We start from the raw sequence: 21,543 nt of genomic DNA, 5'->3' as shown, positions 1-21,543 counted from the left end.
GTTCTCCAGGTTGGACTAAAGTGCGCCGCCACAGCTGCTGCCTTGGCCTGCGGTACAACCGTAACAATGGTCGGCCACGGCGACCGGCTGGTTGTTCAGGTCGTGGGTCAACAAATCACGCAGGTGTCGGGTGGCATGGTCGGCTAACGGCATTTCAAGTTGTTGGTTAAAGTCGCAGTCGAACAGATTGCCCTGCCAGTCGACGCTGACGGTCGTGCGGCACATCACGCCAGCGAGGTTGTCGTCCTGATGGTGGCTTTTCAGCAGCTGCATATAGTCGGCAAACTGACCCTTGGAAATCAGCGTGGAACCAAAGCGTTTGATGGGCATATTGGCGAGCACAAACAGTTGGTTGAATTCGATATCAAAGTGTTGTTTCAGCTCGCGGCGATAGTCGGCTTCGAGGGCTTGTTGATTGGGCGGCAATACTGGGCCCTGAGGGTTAAATACCAGGTTCAGGGTCAGGCCACTGTTGGCTTTGCCGTAGCCCAGTTCGTTCAACAGTCGTAGTCCGGTGATGCTTTTATCGAAGACGCCATTCCCCCGTTGCTGGTCGACATTTTTCACCGAGTAGCAGGGCATGGAGGCGACAATCTCGACGCGGTGTTCGGCGAGAAATTGAGCCAGTTGTTCTTGCCCGGGTTCGCATAATACGGTGAGGTTGCAGCGGTCGATGACCTTGACGCCAGCGGCAGTGGCCTGGCTGACCAGATAACGGAAATCATCGTGTAATTCCGGTGCGCCACCAGTCAGGTCGAGGGTGTGAATCTGACGGGCTTTTAGTATCGGTACGATCAGGTCGATGGTCTCTCGGTCCATCATTTCGGTGCGGTTTGGCCCGGCGTTAACGTGACAGTGCAGGCAGCTGAGATTGCAGCGATAGCCCAGATTGACCTGCAATATTTCCAGCGGTTGGCGTTGCAGGGCAGGGAAGTCAGTCACTTCCAGCAAGGGGAGTGTCGCGTGCATAAAGGCTCCGGTTTTGGGTAATCAAGCGGCGTTAATCGGTTGTTATTTATAAGTGTGGTCGCTGCTCGGCGCGATTGCTTACAAATAAAGAGATTTTTTTGCGATTGTTTATGCGCAACCAAACGACGGACAAGCCCCGGGAGCAGAATATCGGCCTGCAGCCTGGGGTGCCACAGGGTGTTACGGTTCAGGTTGGCGCCTTTGTGGGGTAAGAGGGATGAGTATGGTGCAAGTCGGCTTCGTGATTCGAAACCATCCGGTGGCCCAGAGTGAGCTCCGGATTAAATAGATGTCCTCAGGACACTGCCCAGCCAAATAACCGCTTTATGGACAAGGCAATGACTCAGGTGATGTGAATAGGCGGTGTAAGCAGTCTGTGTGGATAGAGGGGTGGGAGCAGAAAATAATTCCCTGGCGGCCCAATCAAAGAGCGATTGGGCGACGCTGCCAATCGCCAAATCAGTCAATGCCTAGCAGCAGTTCCAATGCGCGCTCGAGCCGGTCGGTAATGGTATCCATTGCCAGCAGTTGTTGCTGGGTGTCCGCATCAAAAGCAATCAGTCCAAACAGTTGGAAACTGAACTCGTTGACCGGTTTGGTTTGCCAGTCGTGGGTCTGGTACACCGCCTGGAATTCCGGTTGGCGGAAAGCCAGGATATCCAGCCGTTTGAGAATCCGCTGCTTGAGTTCCTCGTGGTAGTCGTGATCGTCCGGGTCGGCCTCGCGGTCCAGGAAGGGTTCGCAGTCGTAGACCATATAAGGCAGCGTCTGTTTTTCCGCGATAGCCCGGTAGCGTTGGCGAATATGAATATTAAGCAGCAAACGGCCATCGTCGAGGGCCTTGAGCAACTCTGGCTGACCTGCCGAAAATATCGGGTAAGGCTTGTAAGTCGCCTGGTTGGAATGCAGCGCAGTGTGCGGATCCTGATTGGGCTTGGCCGGGCTGAGCAGCTTTTGGGTATGGCAGATAGCAACCGGTGTCTGGGTATCAAGACAATGCTGGATCATCTTGCGATAACGGGGTTCGAACACATGTAAGGGGAAGACGGTGCCAGGGAAGGTCACGCAGTCCGGGATGGGGAAGATACAGATATCGGTCATAAATGGTCTCCGGAACGGACGGGCGTGTGCCCGTATAACGCTGGTCAGATTGGTCTGTTATACCCTGATGACTGCGGTTGGACGATGAAAGATTGTTACGGCGGGCAGCAGGCACCCGCCGCGAGGTTCAAGGCTGGTCGTACCCCTCAGCCAGGTGTTTGTCTTTCAGTTTGACGTAGTTACCGGCACCGTAGGTAAAGAAGCTGCGTTCCTTGGCGGTGATTTCCCGTACCGGTTTGGCCGGTGTTCCCATATAAACCCAGCCGCTTTTGAGGACCTTGCCCGGAGTGACGGTCGCGCCAGCGCCGACAATCACGTCGTCTTCGACAATGGCGCCGTCCATGATCATGGCTTTCATACCGACCAGCACGCGATTGCCGATGGTACAGCCGTGCAGCATGGCCTGGTGGCCGATGGTGACGTCGTCACCAATGATCAGCGGGTAGCCGCCGGGGTTGTAATCGCTGGCGTGGGTGATGTGGAGCACTGAGCCATCCTGCACACTGGTGCGGGCGCCGATGCGAATATGGTGCATATCGCCACGAATCACCGCCAGTGGCCAGACCGAGCTATCGTCGCCCAGTTGCACGTCGCCAATAACGACGGCGCTGCGGTCAACAAAAACCCGTTGGCCCAAGTCTGGGGTTTGGCCCTGAAAACGGCGGACGCTGTTCATCGTGGTGTACTCCTGTGTGGTGGCTTGTCTGTTATGCATGCGGTGTTGCCAGGCGGAAACAATAATAGCTTTGTAGTGGTCTGTTGGTCTTCTGGTGCAACAATGTGTCTCGGGTCGGGTGGGTGAAACACGTCTTTACTGTACTTATATTAGCGCTTCCCCACCATTCTCTAGAGGTCTTGTTTATGTCGAATCTGGATGTGTTGTTTACGCCAGTGTCACTGGGTGACATTGAGTTGGCTAACCGTTTTGTGATGGCACCACTGACCCGTTGCCGGGCTGTAGGTCATCTGCCGAATGCATTAATGGCGGAATATTATGGACAACGGGCCAGTGCTGGTCTGGTGATTACAGAATGCACGATGGTCACGGAAGGAACGTCGGCGTTTGGAAATGACCCCGGCGTGTATGCTGCCGAGCAAGTGGATGCCTGGAAGCAAACGGCTGATGCCGTACATGCCCGTGGCGGCAAGGTGTTTATGCAGATCTGGCACGCGGGTCGTGCTGCTCATCCTTTGCTCAATCATGGTAAAGAAGCCGTGTCGGCGAGTGCCATTGCAATCGAAGACGAGGTGCATACCCCGGAAGGCAAGCAACCCTATACCGTGCCCCGAGCATTAACCACCACTGAGATTGCCGATATTGTGCAAGACTTCCGGCGGGCGGCAGCCAATGCCATCCGTGCGGGTTTTGATGGTGTGGAGGTACACGGTGCCAATGGCTATCTGATAGATCAGTTTCTGCGGGACAGTTCGAACCAGAGAACGGATGCGTATGGCGGCTCATTGGCAAACCGGGCTCGGCTGTTGTTCGACGTTCTGGATGCTGTCACCGCAGAAATCGGCAGTGGTCGAGTGGGGTTGCGCTTGTCGCCACTAAACAGCTTTAACAGCATGCGTGACAGTGACCCGCTGGGCTGGATGCAATATCTGGCGACTGGGCTGAACCGGTACCAGCTGGCGTATTTACACGTTATGCGGGCGGATTTTTTTGGTATTCAAAGCGCTGACGTCGTGCCCGTGGCTCGTGAGTATTACAACGGCTCTTTGATCGTCAATATGGGCTACAGCCCGGAAGAAGCGGCGGCAGCCCTCAGTGCCCGTCACGCTGATGCCGTGGCCTTTGGTACCGGTTTGCTGGCCAACCCGGATTTACCAGCCCGGGTCAAAGCCGGTGCGGAACTGAATACACCGAATCCGGACACTTTTTACACCTCAGGGGCAGAGGGTTATACCGACTATCCATCAATGGGTGCCTGAGCGGTCATTGCCCTGCGGCCAGCGTCGCTTGACGTGGTTGCGGGGCGATTGTATTCATAGCCAAAATATATCGTTACAGGATTCTGCTTGAATTGTGGCTACTTGCCCCAAATACTCTGTGTATTGCCCTCTCGATTACGGATGACTATTCATGACCAATCCTTTGCTTGAAGATTCGCTGTTGCCTGCGTTTTCGGCGATTCAGCCTGAGCATGTACAGCCTGCTATTGAATTCCTGCTGAACCGCAATCGTGAGCGCATGGCGCAATTGCTGGCCGACCTCAAGACATCGGGTGAAACCCCCGGTTGGGACACCCTGGTGGCACCACTGGAGCAGTGGGATGACGAACTGAGCAAGGCCTGGTCGCCGGTGGGTCATTTGAATGGCGTGAATAATTCGGATGAACTGCGGGAAGCCTATAACGCCTGCCTGCCGTTATTGAGTCAGTACAGCACTGAAGTCGGCCAGAATGCAGAACTGTGTAATGCCTACAAAGCGCTGCAAGCGTCGGACGAATTTGCCACCTTGAGTGTCCAGCAGCAAACCACCATCAATAACGAATTGCGGGATTTTCACCTGGCGGGTGTCGATTTGCCCGCCGAGAAAAAACAGCGTTTTGGTGCTATCAGCCAGCGCTTGTCGGAAATCACCAGCAAGTTCAGCGAGAACGTTCTGGATGCCACCCACGCCTGGCATAAACAGATTACGGATGAGGCCGAGCTGGCCGGGCTGCCGGATAGTGCCAAGTCATTGCTGGCGCAACTGGCGCAGCAGAAAGAACTGGAAGGTTATCTGATCACACTGGATTTTCCTTCGTTTTACCCGGTGCTGACCTACGCCGACAATCGTGAGTTGCGCCGTGAGGTGTACACCGCCAACGTCACGCGGGCATCCGATGTGGGCCCAAATGCAGGTGAGTTTGATAACTCCGCCCTGATGCTGGAAATCCTGCAACTGCGTTATGAGCAGGCCCAATTATTGGGTTATGAAAGTTACGCGGCGTTGTCGCTGGCCAGCAAAATGGCTGACACTCCGGATCAGGTGCTGGAATTCCTGAACGATCTGGCGCAAAAAGCCAAGCCTCAGGCGGAGCGTGAAATTGCCGAGCTGAAGCAGTTTGCGCTGGAAGAATACGGCGCCGATGACTTGCAACCCTGGGATGTTGGCTACTACGCCGAGAAACTGCGGCAGCAGCGTTATGCCTTGTCGCAGGAAGATATTCGTCCTTATCTGCCGGTTGATACTGTCATCAAAGGCATGTTTGAAACCGTCTCACGGCTGTTCGAGCTGGAGTTTGTGGAACAGCAGAGGTTTGACTGTTACCACCCGGATGTCCGCTTTTTTGAGATTCACAAAGACGGCCAGCATCTGGCGTCTTTTTATCTGGATCTGTACGCCCGGGCGAAAAAACGCGGCGGTGCCTGGATGGATGTCTGCCGCACCCGGCGTCATACCAGTACCGGGCTGCAATTGCCGGTGGCGTATCTGGTGTGTAACTTCACTCCGCCAGTGGGCGAGCAACCGGCGTTGTTGACCCATGATGAACTGACCACGCTGTTCCACGAATTTGGTCATGGCTTGCACCATATGCTGACGCGTATGGATGTGGCGGCGGTGAGTGGTATTTCCGGGGTTGCCTGGGATGCCGTGGAGCTGCCGAGCCAGTTTCTGGAGAACTGGTGTTACGAGCCAGAGGCGCTGGCGTTTATTTCCGGACACTATCAAACCGGTGAGCCGTTGCCAAAAGCATTGCTCGATAAATTATTGGCTGCCAAAAACTTCCAGAGCGCCATGGGCACCATGCGGCAAATTGAATTTGCCTTGTTTGATTTCCGTTTGCACCACGAATTTCGTGAGCAGGGTGCCGATGTCCAGGCGTTACTGGACGATGTGCGTCGCCAGGTTACCGTGGTACCAACCGTGCCGTTCAGTCGTTTCCAGCATGGCTTTACCCATATTTTTGCCGGTGGTTATGCTGCCGGGTATTACTCCTACAAATGGGCGGAAGTATTAAGTGCCGACGCCTTTTCCCGCTTCGAAGAAGAAGGGATCTTTAATAAACACACCGGCTTGAGTTTTCTTGATGAAATTCTCAGCCAGGGCGGCAGCCGCACAGCGGCGCAGTTGTTCGAGAACTTCCGGGGCCGGGCGCCATCGGTTGAACCCTTGCTGCGTCACTGTGGTATCGACCTGTCACAATCCGCTACTGAAGAAGAGATTGCCTGATGACTGCAATTCGACGTCCACGCCGCTTTATTGCCGGGGCGGTATGCCCCAAATGTGCTGAAATGGACCGGCTGGTGATGTTCACCAATGAAGCCGGTGAAGAAGTCCGCGAATGTGTCAGTTGTGGCTATACCCAAACCACTTCGGAACAGGTGCTGGAAGATGAACAGAACAACCTGGCGACCGAGCTGACCACCCGGGTCTCGCCGCTGGATGGCAAGGCACTGCTGGATGATGAAGAGCAGCCGCTCAAAATTATCGGTCTGACCCCTGACCCCTGAGTTCTGAGTTCTGAGTTCTGTACCCGGGAGCTGGCAATGAGCCTCGGGTCTGTGTGTATACGTAAGGAAACGCATTTTAAACTTGGTCACGGCGATCGGGATGGTTAGACTGGCCATCTTCCAACACGGAGTCGTTTGTTGTGATCAAGTGGCAGGTGCGCAATATATTGCCGATATTATTCTTGCTGTTGCTGCAAGGCTGCGCCACGTATGGGGCCGGTCTGGGCGCAGTATTGGAAGACGTCAAGCAAGGCAATTTTGCTGCGTCAGAAGCGCAGCTCAAGCAGGCGCTTTCTCCTGGCGGCAGCGACCGCTTGCTCTATTACCTCGAACTTGGCGTGATCCGCCACCTGAATGCCGATTATCGCGGCAGCAATCAGGCCTTCGAACAGGCTGAACGTATCAGTGAACAGCTGGAAACCACCAGCCTGGTAAACAGCACACTGGCAATGTTCAGTAATGCCCGGCAGGCGGACTACGCTGGCCAACCCCACGAAAAACTGTTGATCAATTATTTCAAGGCACTGAACTATCTGGCGTTGGCCGCTGGGCAGGAAGGTCGTAATGAACGCCTGGATGCTCTGGATGGTGCCCGGGTTGAAGCGCGGCGCTTGATTCTCAAACTGAATGATATGCGAGACCAGCAGGGCAGTTACGCCGAGCAAGCCGAACAGGACAGCGGTACGCTCGCGCTGCTGAACGACGTATTCAGTGCGTTATCCGGCAGTGTGATCAACGAAGATAACCTCACGTATCGAGATGATGCGTTGGCGCATTACCTCACCGGCCTCAGTTTTGAAATGAATCGCGAGTACGATGACGCCCGTATCAGCTACCAGCGCGCCGCGGAAACCTATGAGCAGGGCTACGCCAAACAATATCGGCTGGGTAACGGCATGGCTCAGCAAGCCTGGCTGGATAGTGCCCGGATGATGGCCCTGGCTGGTGGCTACGATTCTGAACTGGCGCGCCTGAAACAGGACAAGCTGACCTCGGCCCAGCGTCAGCAGCTGGAGCAATTTGATCCGCAGCAGGCGCAGGTGGTTGTGATTGAACACAAAGGGCTGGCCCCGGAGCTGGAAGAACTCAACGTCAATATGTGGGCCGACCCGTATACCCGTTCACTCAAGCTGCAGCCCTATTTGTTGGCCAATGACTCGGATGCCTGGGCCTGGTTCTATTTGCTCTACTCCGACAAGGGTGTTTACAACATCCTGACGGCGTATCTGGATGGCACGCAGTATGGTTTCAGCTTTAGCCCGTTTACCAAGACCATATTGCTCGGGCCGGCCTGGCAACAGCTGGAAAGCCTCGGTCTCGACAAGGCGATTGGTTCTTCGTTACGGGTAACTGTGCCTTACTATCGACGTATCACGCCATTGGGAGGCTCTACCTTGACGGTGAACACTTCCGGTCAGGAGCAGTCGTTGGTGATGGACAAGGCGGCCAGTCCAGCCCAGCTGGCACTGCAGCAACGCTTGCTGCACTCTTCGGCAGACATCCAGCAAGCACTGGCGCGCTCAGCCTTGAAAGCCGTCTCGGCCCAGGCGGTGGGTGACAGTGTGGATTCACAGGGGCTGGTGTCGTTTATTGGCAAAATGGCCGCGCAATTAACCGAAGCCGCGGAAACCCGCAGCTGGTTGCTGTTGCCCAACGATATTCGTATCCGCCGGGTGATGCTGCCCGCTGGCGATAATGAACTGACACTGACGTCGACACTGGAACCTGGAGTGGTCGACCGTCATCAAACCCGGATGACATTACAGGCGGGCGAGATTGCCTTGTGGCAGGTACGGTCGCTGGGGAATATATCAACAAGCAAATAATCGGCGCCTGTTATGGTTGGCAGTGCGCCGATGATCAATTCAGACCGGCAAATAGTTGTCGAAAAGGGAGAGGATGACCATGTTTAGTAGATTTCGCACGTCCCCGTTGATCACATCACCACGGACGGTGTTACTCGGTTGTGTGGTACTTGCCACGGCTACAGTGAGTGGTTGTGGCAGTACCGAAGTCAAGCGGGTCGACAGCAACGAAGAGATCGCCTTGAGTGATCGCTGGAATGCGACCGACTCTCGCCTGGTGGCCGAAGAAATGGTGACCGACATGGTGTCGTTCCCCTGGGCGACCGAATTTGAAATGGATCATGGTCGCAACCCGACGGTGATTATCCAGCGTATCAGCAATAAATCCCACGAGCATATTGCCGTCGATACCTTTATCAACGACATCAAGCGCAGCATTATCCGCTCCGGTAAAGCCAGTTTTGTGGCGAGTGGCGAAGAGCGTGAATCGGTACGGGATGAACGTTCGGATCAGGAGCTGAATGCCAAGGACGCCAAGTCGCAAGGGCAAGAAAAAGCCGCGGATTATGCGCTGTCCGGGACGCTGAATTCGATCGTGGACCAGGCCGATAAAGAGCGTGTCACTTTTTATCAGGTGGATCTGAAACTGATCGATATGGAGTCCAATATCGAGGTCTGGAATGGTCAGAAGAAGATTCAGAAATATCAGAAAAAGTCGTCATTCGGGCTGTAATTCATGACTAATCAAACACGCCTCTCGATGTTCAAAAACCTGGCGGCGGCAAGCTGTTGTCTGCTGCTGGTGGCGTGTGCCTCCACGCCCAGGCAAACAACAGACAGCCTGGCGGAGACCAGCACCAGCACCGGCCAGCGACCAGACGGCATGCCGGACTGGGCACTGACGCCACCTTCTGCTGCCGGGATGGCGTACGGGGTTGGCAGTATCGAGGTGTATGGTGACCCGGTCAGTGCCATCAAGCGTGCCAGCGAGCTGGCGCGGGTTGATCTGGTCAGCCAGTTACGGGTGACAATCAGCGGTGATTTTTCGTCGACGGTGACAGAAACATCAGGCAGCGACAAGGAAACCCGGGTGCAGCGTAATGTCAGTCAATACGCCCGCAGTCAGGTGGCCGAGGTACAGCTGGACGAGGTAACGATTACCGATGCCTCCGTCGCGGGTGGTTATGCTTACGCGTTGGCAGAACTGGATCGCACCGCGGCAGCAGCCCGCTTGCGCCAGCAGATGTCGGAAATAGAACAGCAGCTGGACCAGTACACCGATGTTGCGCCGCAAGGCGATACCTTGCAGCAGCTGCGTGTGATGTTGCCGGTATTGGAGCTGATAGCCGAGCGCCAGGCCTTTGCTGACAAACTCGGGCTGGTCAGTGTCCAGCATCAGATCCCGGCACTGTCTGCAGAGCATCAAGCCTTGCAGCAACGGGTTTATAGCTTGTTGGATCAGTTGACGGTACGGATATCCTTTGACAATGACGATGCCCGCCTGATGCAGGGCGAACTGATCGAAACGCTGGCATCACAGGGCTTGCGGGTACAGACCCAGGGTAATACCGATCTGGTTTTTGCGGTCAGTGCTGAACGCAGTTCGCGGCAGCAGGGCGGCCGTTTTTATGCCTTTGTGCAGGCGCGTATCACCATTGCGGATAGTCAGAGCCGGGTGTTGTCGTCATTCAGTGACACAGCGCGAGGTGTATCCGGGCTGGAAACCAAGGCCTGGCAGGGGGCTGCGAGTGCTGTGGCCGACCAGTTGCAACAGGAATTGGCCAAAACCCTGGCGGAGCGGTTGCGCTAAAACAGATACCGGCTCCTGCAACAGGAGCCGGTATCCCGTTGTCTTACTGACGAATACCTTCGATATACAGCTCCAGATCGACGGGCAGATTCCCCAGCGGGCCATCCATTTTGTAGTCCTTCAGCATGATCGTGGTTGAGCCACTGAAACCGGCACGGTAGCCACCCCATGGATCATCACCTTCACCAACCTGGCTGACTGGAAAGGTAATGCTTTTGGTGACGCCATGGAAATTAAAATCACCGCTCAGTTCACCAGTGCCAGCCCCTGTTGGTTTATAACCGGTGCTTTTGAACGACGCTGTGGGGTACTGGTCGGTAGACAGGAAGTCTTTGCTGCGCAGGTGTTTGTCACGCTCGGCATGGTTGGAGTCGATTGAAGCGGTATCAATCTTGATTTCGATCTCGGTATTCGCCGGTTTGGTTTTGTCCCAGTCGAAGTTGCCTTCAAAGGTATTAAAGCGGCCGGTCAGCCAGCTGTAACCCAGGTGTTTGACCTTGAACTGGATGGAGGCATGGGCACCCTTGGTATCCACAATGTACTCCGCCGCGTTGGCGACGGTAGCGGTCATGGCTGCGGCAGATACGGACAGAGCAATAAGCAGTTTTTTCATAGTGGGGTCCTTGATCCGGGGATCGTCAGTCGTTCATTAAATGGTGTATTCAATCGCGTGTATGGATGCTGCCGGTCTTATGGCCGCAGCATGCGTTTCAGGGTGTTGTCCTTGTTGATGACATGATGTTTCAGGGCTGCAAGGGCATGCAGCGCCACCATACCGGCCAGTGACCACGCCAGCAGCTCATGAATCTGTCCGGCAATTTCTTCCTGGCTGCCGCGGTCTGTGAGGGTGGCGGGCACAGAAAACAGACCAAAAACGTCCACCGCCCGGCCATCGGCGGTCGAAATCAGGTAGCCGCTGACAAACAGCGCCGCCATCACCAGATACAAACCCAAGTGCATCCAATGGGCGGCTTTGTTTGCAATGGCCTTGTCCGCCAGACCGGTGGGGACGGTGTTGAGCTGACGCCAGATCAGTCGGGCAAGAAAGACCAGCGCCAACAGCACGCCCACGGCTTTATGAAATTCCAGCGAGCCGTGATACCAGTTGTCGTAATAGGTCAGCTCAACCATATAAAGGCCAAGCCCGAACATGCCAATCACTCCCAGCGCCATCAGCCAGTGCAGGGCAATGGCAACCAGTCCGTAGCGATTCGGGGTATTTAGGATCATGGCAGGTTCTCTGTTCAGCTCGGGTTGATTCGGCACTGCATCAGGGAGTGCTGATGTCGCCATTTTCAAGGTAAATGATAACGCTATACATTACGTACAATTGAATACGCCAAACAGAGCGATTACTCGACAACTATTGTGCAAAAATGCACAGAACTAAAGGGATGGGAGTAATAAGCTGTGCAAAAAGATAGCTTCAGTTGGGACGATTTATACGTTGCGTATCGAGTGGCGGAAGTCGGGACGTTGAGTCAAACCGCGGAGCAACTGGGGGTGAATCACTCGACCGTGCTGCGCCGCCTCTCACGCCTGGAACAGCAGTTAGGGGTAAAGCTGTTTATCCGCCATCAGCGAGGTTATCGACTCACCGATGCCGGGCAACTGATGCGGGAACGTATGCAACCGGTTGCTGATGAAATGCTGCGACTGCAGACGAGTCTGACAGCATTTGACGCATCGCCACCAGGGACGTTGCGGATTTCAACGGTGTCGGATTTTTCGTTGTTTTTTGCCCCCTTGTTGCATGACTTTCGCGAGCAGTATCCACAAACCCGGGTTCAGCTGGTGGCAACGGACGATAAGATGTCGCTGGCCAGTGGTGATGTGCATGTGGCGATCCGGATGGGGCAGCAGCCACAAGAGCCGGATTTGATTGCACGGAAACTGTTACCGGTTGAGATGGAATTCTACGCCGCCGACCGTTATATCCAGCGTTATGGCATGCCGGCCTCGCTGGCTGATGTGAATCGTCATCAATGGGTGTTGCCATCGGGTAACAAGCGGCATATTCCCGGTATTCGGCAATTGTTGGCAGCCCTGGATAGTCGGCAAATTGTGTTTGAGAGCAACAGCTTTACCGATATTCACTCTGCGGTGTCGGCAGGGATGGGCATTGGCCCGGTAGGGGCTTTGCAACGGATAGGCAGCCGTGATGCGTCACTGCAGCAGGTCGACTTTGGCGTTGTAATGGAGCCGTCGTATATGTGGTTCGTGTACCACAAGGATATGCGTGGGAGTGGCAGAATTCAGGCGTTACAGAAATTTATTGTTGAGCGATTACAGCTCATGGCAGCCCGTGCGATCAGCCACCCGCGCTAGAGTAACTGGCTCGGGGTACCTAGTTTGGCCGACAGACAAGGCCAGGGTTGGCAGATGCGGGTGACGGTTGAGCGGGTTGTGGCGATCGCAGGATATTGGCGCACCAACTGATCCGGGCAGTAGGTCAAGGCATCGACTTGTGCGTCAATACGGAGCGCATCGTCCCCCAGTAGCGTATGAATCACAATATTGGCGGTTGACGGGTCATGATCCAGCAAGGGCCGGCCATGGTGATGAATAAACGCATCGCTGCAGGCTTCCAGCATCCTCAGGGTAAAATAGGCGTGGCATAGTGAGACCATATTGGCAGAGGTGTTTGCCGGGAGCGAGTGATCCAGGTAGGGCAAGTTGTGTTCGATACGCTGATACAGACGTGGCGCCCGTTGCTCAAGCTGGTCCTGGATCAGGCGCTGGTAAACACAGTAAGCCATACTGTATTGGGATAGTTGGCTGACAGCGGCCTCGCTGGCGAGGTGGACAATACGGCTCAGATTATTGAGGTTGGCAGTAATACGCATTTCCAGTTCCGATGCAGGCAGGTGGTTGTGCTGTTCTCGCAGGCGGTGGGCCATGGGTGTCATTTTCACCTCTGATTCTTTTTATATCAATAAAATCAATTACTTACTGATTTCAAATTGAGCTGATAAAAAAAGTATAGCCAAGATTGGCAAACTGGCCAGTCGATTAGTGGGCCGGTGCGAAAGAGACAGGTTGGCGATAGAGCTGAATTGCGAACCGGGTCACAAATACCGCCCGGGCCAACAGAAAGGCGTAAAAACTTAGCCACAAGCCGGTATTACCCAGATCCGTGGTCAGCCACCAGAGCGGCATAAAGACCAGCAAGGCTGCAGCCAACATGGCATTACGCATGGTATGAGTGGCCCCGGCACCGATACACAAACCATCCAGCCAATAACTCCAGAAGCCTGCCAGGGGTAATCCGACCAGCCAGATTTGATACTCGTCCAGCAGAGGCAGCAGTGCCGTATTATCAGTGAGCAGTGGCCATAACCAGCTGCCTGCTGCGGCAAAAAGCAGGCTCAGCAATACGGCGAGTAATACGGAATTGACGCCGGTAATCAGAATGATACGACGAACATTGGCAGACTGATCCTGCTGCGACTGATTGGGTGGGGGCGACTTGTGTGTGGTTTGGCTGGCAGACGCTTGTGCCAGGGTTTGCCCTGTCAGGCTTTCTGCGGCGTGAGCGATGCCATCGAGGGCATTGGAAATCAGCATCAGTAAGGTGATGATCAGGCTGTTGGCCGCCAGAATCAGCTCTCCCTGACGTGCCCCCTGGGCGTTAAAAAATGCAAACAGCAATAATAGGGTCAAGGTACGGACAAACAGCTGGTGGTTGATGCGGATCATGGGTTGCAGTTGCTGCCAGGAAGGCCGCTGGAGCCAATACTGTTTGGCCCGGAGGAGCAGGGGTTGATCGGCACTGTTTGTTTGTCGCAAAACAAACCAGAGACCGGTGGCAAGACCGATATAATCAGCCATCACGCTACCGAGAGCCACGCCGTCGGTGGTCATATCCATACCATAGACAAACAGGGCGTCGAGACTGCCGTTGGCCAGATTGGTGATGGTCATGATGATCAGTGGTACGCGGGTCTGGCCTCGACCAATAAACCAGCCCAGCAGAGCGTATTGAGCAAAAACAGCCGGTACCGAGATCACCCGAATACTGAGGTACAGCTGGGCGCCATCTGATACGGCAGGAGTGGCTCCCATCCAGGGAATCACCAGAGGTAACAGCAACCAGCCACACAGGCCAATAATGGCACTCAGAGGGATGGCCAGCCAGAATGCATGCCCCAACACATCAACCTGCTCTGTGGCCGAGCGACTGCGAGCTGTCAGGGCTGTTGTGCCCATGCGCAGAAAACCGAAGCTCCAGCACAGCAGTGTAAAAAGTTGAGCGCCAATCGACACCGCACCAAGATACGCTGCATCAGGTAGATGCCCCAGAATGGCACTGTCGACCAGTCCCAGTAACGGGACGGTGATATTGCTTAACATAACTGGCCAGGCAATGGTCAGAATGCGACCTTGTGTCGCGGCCCAGCCAGTCGCAGGGGCAGCAGGTGTCAATGACATGACTGATATACTCAATACTCAGAAACAGGAGAATGACAATGAACAACCGGGTGTCTTCAGCGTCTCGTCTCGGCGCTATCTTACTCTTCGTGGTGTTGGCTGTATCGGCTGTAGTGGGCACATTGGCAGCTCGTCTGACCGACCCTGCTACTCGATTGGGTTCTACCAGTGGCATGATGTTATTTCAGAGCGGCAGTCCAGTTTCAGACTTCGAATTTATTGACCAGCATGGTGAGCGGCGTGATCAACGCAGTTTCTCTTCTGGCTGGAAGCTGGTGTTTTTTGGCTATACGTTCTGTCCGGATATTTGCCCGACCACATTGGCGGACCTGAATCGGGTGTGGAAGGCATTGCCTGACGAGACGCTTCAGCATCTGGAAGTGGTCTTCGTGTCGGTAGATCCTCAGCGCGACCGGCCGGCCAGTCTGGCACCTTACCTGCAATATTTTAATCCAGCGTTTGTAGGGCTGACGGGTAATCCCCAGGCCTTGTCATTGCTGGCGCAGGAAATCAACGGATTTTATGCCAGGGTTGATCGTGGTGATGCACCGTATCTGATGGATCATTCGGCCAACCTGATGCTGGTCGATGCGGATTGGCAGTTTCGTGGTTATATCGAACCGCCATTCCGGCCTGACCGCTTAATCCCGATTTTGACGGCTATTGTTGATAGATAACAAAATGGCGGATATTGGCCCGGTACAGTACGTTACAGTACGATACGAAAAGAACCTCACCGCCGGTTAACGGCGGTGCTGGCAACAAACAGCAGGGTGGCCGCGACGACAACACTGGGGCCAGCGGGGGTGTCCCACCAGAACGAGGCCGACATGCCCATCAGTACCGATACCAACCCGATCAGACTGGCGAACAGGGCCATCTGCTCAGGGGTGCGGGATAAACTGCGAGCTGCTGCTGGCGGGATAATCAGCATGGCGCTGACCAGCAGAATGCCAACAATTTTCATGGCCAGGGCAATCACCAGCGCCAGCATCAGAATCAGTAATAATTGCAGTCGAGCCACCGGGTAGCCATCAATAGCGGCCAGCTCCGGGCTGACAGTCGTTGCCAGCAAGCCGCGCCATTGCCAGATAATCAGGCCGATACAGATTACAGCCGCTATCGCTACCATCAGTGTATCGGTGCTGGTGACAGCCAGTAGATCACCAAACAAATAACCCATCAGATCCACTCGCACATCCTGGGCCAGACTCAGAACGACGAGTCCAACGGCCAGCATGCTGTGCGAAATAATCCCCAGTAACGTATCCGAAGACAGAGAGGCAATACGTTGCATCGGATACAGTAACAAGGCCAGTACCACCGAGCTGAGCAGCAAGGCCAGGGTCGGGTTGATATCGGAAATCACACCCAGGGTAATGCCCAGCAGCGCGCCATGGGCCAGGGTGTCGCCGAAAAACGCCATGCGTCGCCATACAACAAAGCTGCCCAGAGGCCCGGTGACGCAGGAGAGCAACAAGCCGCTGAGTAATGGCATTAACCACCAGTAAGATATCATCAGTGCATTCATGGCTGGCGGGTTTCCGCTGTTGGGTCGTCATCGGTATGGCCAACGAGGCAATGCTGGTGGTCATGGTGATGGGTGTAGTGAGCGATTGGCGCAGTACGTTGGCCAAACAGTTGTTGGTAAGCATCACTGACGGAGACCAGGTCGGGATGGCCGGAACAACAAATATGGCCATTCATACAGATCACTTCATCCGTCGCTGCCATGACCAGATGCAAATCGTGGGAAATCATCAGCACCCCACAGCCGAGTTCGTCACGCAATGTTGGGATCAGCCGGTAGAGCTCATGCTGCCCCTGGACGTCTACCCCTTGCACAGGCTCATCCAGTACCAACAGGTCGGGTTTCAGCAGCAGGGCCCGGGCCAGCAAGACGCGCTGCCATTCGCCACCGGACAAGTCCTGGATATCCTGATTGACCAGGAGCTGAATACCCAGGCGATTGAGCCAGCCATGAATGGCACTGTCCTGGGCACTGCGAGCCAGACGCAGAAAACCGAGTACGGTGAGAGGCAACCTTGGTTCCAGTTGCAGATGCTGTGGCATATAACCAATCGTCAGCGGCTTGCGACGCCAAACGGAGCCGGAGTCGACTTTCTCCAGCCCCAGTAAAATACGGATCAGGGTCGATTTACCACAGCCATTAGGGCCGATCAGGGTCAGAATCTCGCCGGCGTGCAGCTCCAGGGAAATATCCGTCAGCACCTGTTTATGACGACGCTTGAGATTCAAACCAGTCGCTTTTAATAGCAGAGGACGATCAGGCATGATCATTGGCCGTGGTTTCCCCAGACGCTGGCTGACAGCTCGGGCATAAGCCGGTCAGTTCGGTCAACTGGTGGTGCACCTGCACTCCCAGCACCTGTTCGACTTGTCGGGTTAATGCATTCAGCTTGTCGTTGGGCAGCTCCTGGGCCTGGCCACAGTGTTCACAGATAAAAAAACACACTGGGTGATTGGCTCCCGGATGATTACAGCCTACATACGCATTTAATGAGTGCAGCCGGTGTACCAGTCCCAGATCGAGCAAGAAATCCAGTGCCCGGTACACCGTCGGAGGTGCAGAGTTGAAGCCATCATTGGCGAGGGCTGGCAGCAGTTCATAGGCACCAACCGGCTTATGGCTTTGCCAGATCAGTTCCAGCACCCGTTGGCGGACTTTGGTCAGGCGTGCTCCCTTGTCATGGCACAAGGATTGGGCCTGGCTCAGCGCATTGGCGACACAATGCGAATGATTGTGGGGTTGGTACACATTCTGACTCATGGAAGGTCAACCTTAGGTTATAATGTTGCAATATTACGAAAGACTGAACGAGACACAATGAACAAAGTGATATTTTTACTGTTATTGGTACTTCTTGGCGCCTCCACACCAGCGTTTGCCGCTGCAGATATGGACGATGCCCTTACATCCGAAAGCCGGATGCCATCCGTGTTGGCCAGTGTGCACCCGCTGGCGCTGGTCGCGGCTTCTGTCGTTCCGGCAGAGCGGCTGAATGTGCTGGTGCCTCCGGGGATGACACCTCATGATTTTGCCCTGCGCCCTTCGGATATCGACCTGATCCAGAATGCTGACATTATTCTGTGGGCCGGGCCGGTGACTGAGCCGTACCTGAAAGGCTTTGCCAACCGCTGGCCCGACAAAATATGGATCAATGTGGCGGAACTGGGGCAAGACAGCCCGATCCAGGACCCTCACTGGTGGCTGTCGCCCAGCGTTATGAAGTTGGCGCAGCAGCAGCTGGCAGAGCAGGTCGGGCGAGATTCGGCAACTTTTGCGGCAGCCGTCGATCTGGCGGTAGCCGAAAGCCGAACCCTGTTGGCCCCTGTGCGGCAGCGTGGCTTTTTTGTTTTTCACCGCGCCTACGACCATTGGGTCGCGGCACTGGGCTTGAACCAGGTGGGTTATTTCACCCTTAGCCCGGAACAGAAGCCGGGTATCCGCACCTTGCAGACCATGCGTTCACAGTTAATGAGTGGTGAGGTGGTCTGCGTCTTCAGTGAACCGGAATTCTCACCGGCCTTGGTGGATCGTATTGTTGAAGGCATTACGGTCGGTCGTGGTGAACTGGATCCGATGGGACTGCAAGTCGAGATTGCCAGCGATGCCTATCCTTCACTCTTGATGGATATGGCACACCGCGCCAGGACTTGTCTGGAAGCGGTCGCAATGGATAAGGCCGGTGTTCTGGAGTGGGAAACCGAGATCGACAAAGCGTCGCCGGGCCCGGATGATCCGGAAGACGAAGCGAGTGATCACCACCATCATCATGAATCCGATCACCACCATGAATAATCATGGCTGATCGTTGTTTTACCCCGGGTTTGGGCTTATGGCGCAGACCCGGCAATTCCCTGCGTGGATGACCCTTGCTTGAGGCGGCGGGTTTGATATTCAGCCAACTGCGTTTTGGAAGCGCGCTGCAACAACCTGCTAGAATGATGCTTAATTCAGGTAGCCACCCGGTAAGCGAGCACTCATCATGTCTCAGCCCTCTTCTTCGATCGATCTCCCGCTAGCAATTGTTACCCTGGCCGCAGGCAAGGGTTCTCGGATGAAATCCGATTTACCCAAAGTGTTACACCCGCTGGCTGGCAAGCCGATGTTGCAGCATGTGCTCGACAGTGCCAGTCAACTGGCCGGTGCGCGTCAGTATGTGGTGATTGGTCATGGGGCAGAACAGGTACAGGCCGCGATGACACAAGATGTTTGCTGGGTCATGCAATCACAGCAGCAAGGTACCGGCCATGCGGTTGCCCAGGCGATGCCTGAAGTGCCGGATGACGCTATCGTACTGGTGCTGTATGGCGATGTGCCGCTGATTAGCACATCAACCTTGTCTGCTCTGTTGGCGGAGACTCATGCATCGGCCGAACAAACCGGCGGGTTGGCATTGCTGACGATCGAGCTGGCGGATGCGACGGGTTATGGCCGTATCGTACGGGATGACAGTGGCAATATTCAGGCGATTGTCGAACACAAGGATGCGACGCAAGAGCAACGGACTATCCGGGAAGTGAATACCGGTATTCTGGCGGTGGCAGCCAGTCATCTGAAGCGTTGGTTGCCGCTCTTGTCAGATAGCAATGTGCAGGGTGAGTATTATCTAACGGATATTGTTGCGCTGGCGGTGGCGGAAGGTACGGCGGTACGGGCGATTCATCCCCAGTATGGGCACGAGGTGCAGGGGGTGAATGATCGCTTGCAGCTGGCCGGTCTCGAACGGGTGTTTCAGCGACAGCAAGCGGATGAGCTGATGCGGCTCGGGGTGGCGCTGGCCGACCCGGCACGGTTGGATATTCGGGGTTCACTGACGGTGGGCCAGGATGTGTCGATTGATGTGGGGTGTATTTTTGAAGGTGATGTCGTGCTGGGAGACGGCGTCAGTATTGGTCCTTATTGTGTGATACGAAACAGCCAGTTGGCGGCCTCAACCCAGGTTGAGGCCTATTGTCATCTCGATGACGCGGCCGTGGCGCAGACATGTGCCATTGGTCCTTATGCCCGGTTACGGCCGGGGGCGGAGCTGGCCGACGGTGCCAAGGTTGGCAATTTTTGCGAAGTAAAAAAATCACGTATCGGAGCCGGCTCCAAGGTCAACCATCTCAGTTATATCGGTAATGCCGATGTTGGTGTCGGTGTGAATATCGGTGCTGGTACCATTACCTGTAATTACGATGGGGTGAACAAGGCAACGACGCGTATCGGGGATAATGCCTTTATCGGTTCCAATTCAGCCCTGGTGGCACCGGTCGAGATCGGTGCCAACACCACGATTGGTGCCGGGTCTGTGATTGTCAGGGAAGTGACTGATCAGCAATTGGCGATTGCACGGGGCAAGCAGCGCAATATCGATGGTTGGCAGCGGCCGCAGAAAAAGTCCTGATTACTGTGCGATGATAAAAAAGACAGACAATAAAAAGCCGGAAAGTTGTTCCGGCTTTTTATTGTCTGTCTGCTATGGATATGGATGACAGGAACCGGTATGACCCGTTTGCCCTGTCAGAGCTAGCTTTCCAGCCAGCTGTTTAATACATCGATATCCTGTTCGCTCAGAGTACCGGCATAAAATTTCAGGTTAAGCAGGTTGATAATGTAGTCGTAGCGGGCATTGGCGTAGTCACGTTGGGCGCTGAACAGGTTCTTTTGGGCATCCAGCACTTCAACGATATTACGGGTTCCTACCTGGTAGCCAGTTTCTGTGGCTTTCAGAGCACTTTCAGCCGAGGTAATGGATTGTTTGCGGGCATCGATATTTTGCACGCTGGTCTGCAGCTGACGAAACAGGCTGCGGATATTCTGTTTTACACCGCGACGTTGCTGCTCGAGCTGATAATCAGCGGTTGCCAGATTGCTGGCCGACTGTTTGCTTTGTGCGTACAGAGAACCACCGGTAAACAGCGGCATGGATACGGTCAGGCCAATGGTGCCAACGGTTGAGTCGGTTGGATCGGTGGTGTAAGTGGGTGCCACGTCCGAGATGGTGTAACTGGCACTGAGGTCGACGGTTGGCAAACGGTTGGAGCGGGTTGCGTTACGTTGCAGGCGAACCCCTTCTTTTTGCGCAATCGCCATACGGATGCCCGCGTATTTTTCCAGGCCGGATTCAACCCAGCTGGAAACATCTGCCGGGGCTGGCATTTGCATGCTGATGTCATCCTGCAGGCTGGCAACCTGATCGTAGCGTTGGCCGGTCAGGACTTCCAATGCCTCATAACTGATATCCAGGGCGGCTTGCAGGCTCAGCAAGTTGACATAGGTGAGGTCATAAATCGCCTGTGCTTCATGGACATCGGTAATGGCAATCAGGCCAACATCAAAGCGTTGCTGGGTTTGTTCCAGTGAGCGTTTGACGGCACGTTCTTCTGCTTTGGCTGTTTCGAGATTATCTGCTGCCCGCAATATATTGAAATAGGCCTGTGCCGTACGGAGCAGCAACTGTTGTTCCGCCAGTTGCAGTTGGGATTCGTAGCTACTGTCTATGGTTTTGGCAGCTTGATAGGTGTACCAGCTGTTGAGATTGAACAGGGTTTGGGAGGCGGATAGCTGCAGCGCGCCCAGTTCATAATCGGCGGTGCTGGTTGATACCGAGTAGTCATTGTTATTAATGATACTGATGATGCTGGCACTCTCAGCTTCGACATCATAATGGGTATAGCTATAGCTGGCCTGGGCTTGTGGCAAAATGGCACCACGAGCAATCGTCACATTGTAGCCATTTGCTTCCCGCTCTGTTCTGGCAGCGGCGATTTCAGCGTCGTTGCTGGCCGCTTGGCGGTAAATGGTGCTAAGGTCACTCGCGGTAGCGATACTGGATACAAGTACCAGGGTTGAGATGGAAAGCAGTTTTTTCATGACAAAACCTTTGCTGAATCCTGGAAAATAGACTGCCATTGAGTCTATCAGAAAAAAACTGATGGGCTGTCTTGGCATTGTGCATGCGTTCAGAACAGTGC

The 21,543-nt window shown here is 54.8% G+C and carries 21 protein-coding genes; 10 read left to right on the top strand and 11 right to left on the bottom strand.

Annotated features, from left to right (window positions below):
- Positions 1-15: 15 nt before the first annotated feature.
- From arsS to Q8W22_RS01735, 3 genes are all read right to left on the bottom strand, one after another.
- The gene (gene arsS / locus Q8W22_RS01745; protein ID WP_303431293.1) at positions 16-969 is read right to left on the bottom strand and encodes an arsenosugar biosynthesis radical SAM (seleno)protein ArsS; all 954 of its coding nucleotides are present in this window, start codon (positions 967-969) and stop codon (positions 16-18) included.
- A 459-nt stretch (positions 970-1,428) separates the two neighbouring features.
- Positions 1,429-2,070, bottom strand: coding sequence for an LON peptidase substrate-binding domain-containing protein (locus Q8W22_RS01740; RefSeq protein WP_305451431.1), 642 nt, complete (start codon positions 2,068-2,070; stop codon positions 1,429-1,431).
- A 127-nt stretch (positions 2,071-2,197) separates the two neighbouring features.
- Entirely contained in the window at positions 2,198-2,785 is a 588-nt protein-coding gene (locus tag Q8W22_RS01735; protein ID WP_305451430.1) for a gamma carbonic anhydrase family protein, read from the bottom strand.
- 146 nt (positions 2,786-2,931) lie between these two features.
- Here Q8W22_RS01735 and Q8W22_RS01730 point away from each other — a divergent pair, with 146 nt between their 5' ends.
- The 6 genes from Q8W22_RS01730 (at position 2,932) to Q8W22_RS01705 (ending at position 10,128) form a co-directional block, all read left to right on the top strand.
- On the top strand, positions 2,932-4,005 hold the full coding sequence (locus tag Q8W22_RS01730; protein WP_305451429.1) for an alkene reductase: 1,074 nt from the start codon (positions 2,932-2,934) through the stop codon (positions 4,003-4,005).
- 151 nt (positions 4,006-4,156) lie between these two features.
- A complete protein-coding gene (prlC, locus tag Q8W22_RS01725; RefSeq protein WP_305451428.1) occupies positions 4,157-6,232 on the top strand; it encodes an oligopeptidase A in 2,076 nt (691 codons plus the stop codon).
- A complete protein-coding gene (locus tag Q8W22_RS01720; protein ID WP_303431298.1) occupies positions 6,232-6,513 on the top strand; it encodes a YheV family putative zinc ribbon protein in 282 nt (93 codons plus the stop codon). Before prlC ends, Q8W22_RS01720 begins: the two co-directional genes overlap by 1 nt.
- A 140-nt stretch (positions 6,514-6,653) precedes the next feature.
- Positions 6,654-8,339 (top strand): hypothetical protein, encoded by a 1,686-nt coding sequence (locus Q8W22_RS01715; RefSeq protein ID WP_303431299.1) that lies wholly within the window; start codon positions 6,654-6,656, stop codon positions 8,337-8,339.
- Positions 8,340-8,418: 79 nt separating this feature from the next.
- Entirely contained in the window at positions 8,419-9,051 is a 633-nt protein-coding gene (locus Q8W22_RS01710) for a penicillin-binding protein activator LpoB (protein ID WP_303431301.1), read from the top strand.
- A gap of 3 nt (positions 9,052-9,054) precedes the next feature.
- A complete protein-coding gene (locus tag Q8W22_RS01705) occupies positions 9,055-10,128 on the top strand; it encodes a hypothetical protein (protein ID WP_305451427.1) in 1,074 nt (357 codons plus the stop codon).
- Between the two features lie 43 nt (positions 10,129-10,171).
- Here the strand turns inward: Q8W22_RS01705 and Q8W22_RS01700 are convergent, their stop codons facing one another.
- Positions 10,172-10,741, bottom strand: a complete 570-nt coding sequence (locus Q8W22_RS01700) for a YceI family protein (protein ID WP_303431304.1) — start codon at positions 10,739-10,741, stop codon at positions 10,172-10,174.
- A gap of 77 nt (positions 10,742-10,818) precedes the next feature.
- The gene (locus Q8W22_RS01695; protein WP_303431305.1) at positions 10,819-11,358 is read right to left on the bottom strand and encodes a cytochrome b; all 540 of its coding nucleotides are present in this window, start codon (positions 11,356-11,358) and stop codon (positions 10,819-10,821) included.
- Between the two features lie 180 nt (positions 11,359-11,538).
- On the opposite strand from Q8W22_RS01695, the gene Q8W22_RS01690 reads away from it, so the two are divergent.
- On the top strand, positions 11,539-12,456 hold the full coding sequence (locus tag Q8W22_RS01690; RefSeq protein WP_305451426.1) for a LysR family transcriptional regulator: 918 nt from the start codon (positions 11,539-11,541) through the stop codon (positions 12,454-12,456).
- Here the strand turns inward: Q8W22_RS01690 and Q8W22_RS01685 are convergent.
- Positions 12,453-13,043: a hypothetical protein gene (locus Q8W22_RS01685; RefSeq protein ID WP_305451425.1), complete on the bottom strand. Its 591-nt coding sequence runs from the start codon at positions 13,041-13,043 to the stop codon at positions 12,453-12,455. The genes Q8W22_RS01690 and Q8W22_RS01685 overlap by 4 nt on opposite strands.
- A 97-nt stretch (positions 13,044-13,140) precedes the next feature.
- The gene (locus Q8W22_RS01680) at positions 13,141-14,559 is read right to left on the bottom strand and encodes an MATE family efflux transporter (protein ID WP_305451424.1); all 1,419 of its coding nucleotides are present in this window, start codon (positions 14,557-14,559) and stop codon (positions 13,141-13,143) included.
- Positions 14,560-14,597: 38 nt separating this feature from the next.
- On the opposite strand from Q8W22_RS01680, the gene Q8W22_RS01675 reads away from it, so the two are divergent.
- Complete coding sequence (locus Q8W22_RS01675) at positions 14,598-15,236, top strand: SCO family protein (protein ID WP_303431309.1); 639 nt, start codon at positions 14,598-14,600, stop codon at positions 15,234-15,236.
- A 56-nt stretch (positions 15,237-15,292) separates the two neighbouring features.
- Here Q8W22_RS01675 and znuB read toward each other — a convergent pair whose 3' ends face one another.
- From znuB to Q8W22_RS01660, 3 genes are read right to left on the bottom strand one after another with little or no spacing between them, the layout of a single operon-like run.
- On the bottom strand, positions 15,293-16,090 hold the full coding sequence (gene znuB / locus Q8W22_RS01670; protein ID WP_305451423.1) for a zinc ABC transporter permease subunit ZnuB: 798 nt from the start codon (positions 16,088-16,090) through the stop codon (positions 15,293-15,295).
- Positions 16,087-16,854 carry an ATP-binding cassette domain-containing protein gene (locus Q8W22_RS01665; RefSeq protein ID WP_305413650.1) on the bottom strand — a complete coding sequence of 256 codons (768 nt, stop codon included), beginning with the start codon at positions 16,852-16,854 and terminating at the stop codon, positions 16,087-16,089. The genes znuB and Q8W22_RS01665 overlap by 4 nt, the downstream gene beginning before the upstream one ends.
- A complete protein-coding gene (locus Q8W22_RS01660; RefSeq protein ID WP_303431312.1) occupies positions 16,847-17,350 on the bottom strand; it encodes a Fur family transcriptional regulator in 504 nt (167 codons plus the stop codon). The genes Q8W22_RS01665 and Q8W22_RS01660 overlap by 8 nt, the downstream gene beginning before the upstream one ends.
- 57 nt (positions 17,351-17,407) lie before the next feature.
- On the opposite strand from Q8W22_RS01660, the gene Q8W22_RS01655 reads away from it, so the two are divergent.
- Positions 17,408-18,382 (top strand): metal ABC transporter solute-binding protein, Zn/Mn family, encoded by a 975-nt coding sequence (locus tag Q8W22_RS01655; protein ID WP_305451422.1) that lies wholly within the window; start codon positions 17,408-17,410, stop codon positions 18,380-18,382.
- A gap of 187 nt (positions 18,383-18,569) precedes the next feature.
- A complete protein-coding gene (gene glmU, locus Q8W22_RS01650) occupies positions 18,570-19,973 on the top strand; it encodes a bifunctional UDP-N-acetylglucosamine diphosphorylase/glucosamine-1-phosphate N-acetyltransferase GlmU (RefSeq protein ID WP_305451421.1) in 1,404 nt (467 codons plus the stop codon).
- Positions 19,974-20,095: 122 nt separating this feature from the next.
- Here the strand turns inward: glmU and Q8W22_RS01645 are convergent, their stop codons facing one another.
- On the bottom strand, positions 20,096-21,442 hold the full coding sequence (locus Q8W22_RS01645; protein WP_303431315.1) for a TolC family outer membrane protein: 1,347 nt from the start codon (positions 21,440-21,442) through the stop codon (positions 20,096-20,098).
- Between the last annotated feature and the right edge of the window lie 101 nt (positions 21,443-21,543).

This window comes from Oceanobacter sp. 1_MG-2023 (assembly GCF_030689025.1).
Taxonomy (GTDB): Bacteria; Pseudomonadota; Gammaproteobacteria; order Pseudomonadales; family Oceanobacteraceae; genus Oceanobacter.
Note: the sequence above shows the minus strand (reverse complement) of the source record. Positions and strands in the feature narration are given on the sequence as shown.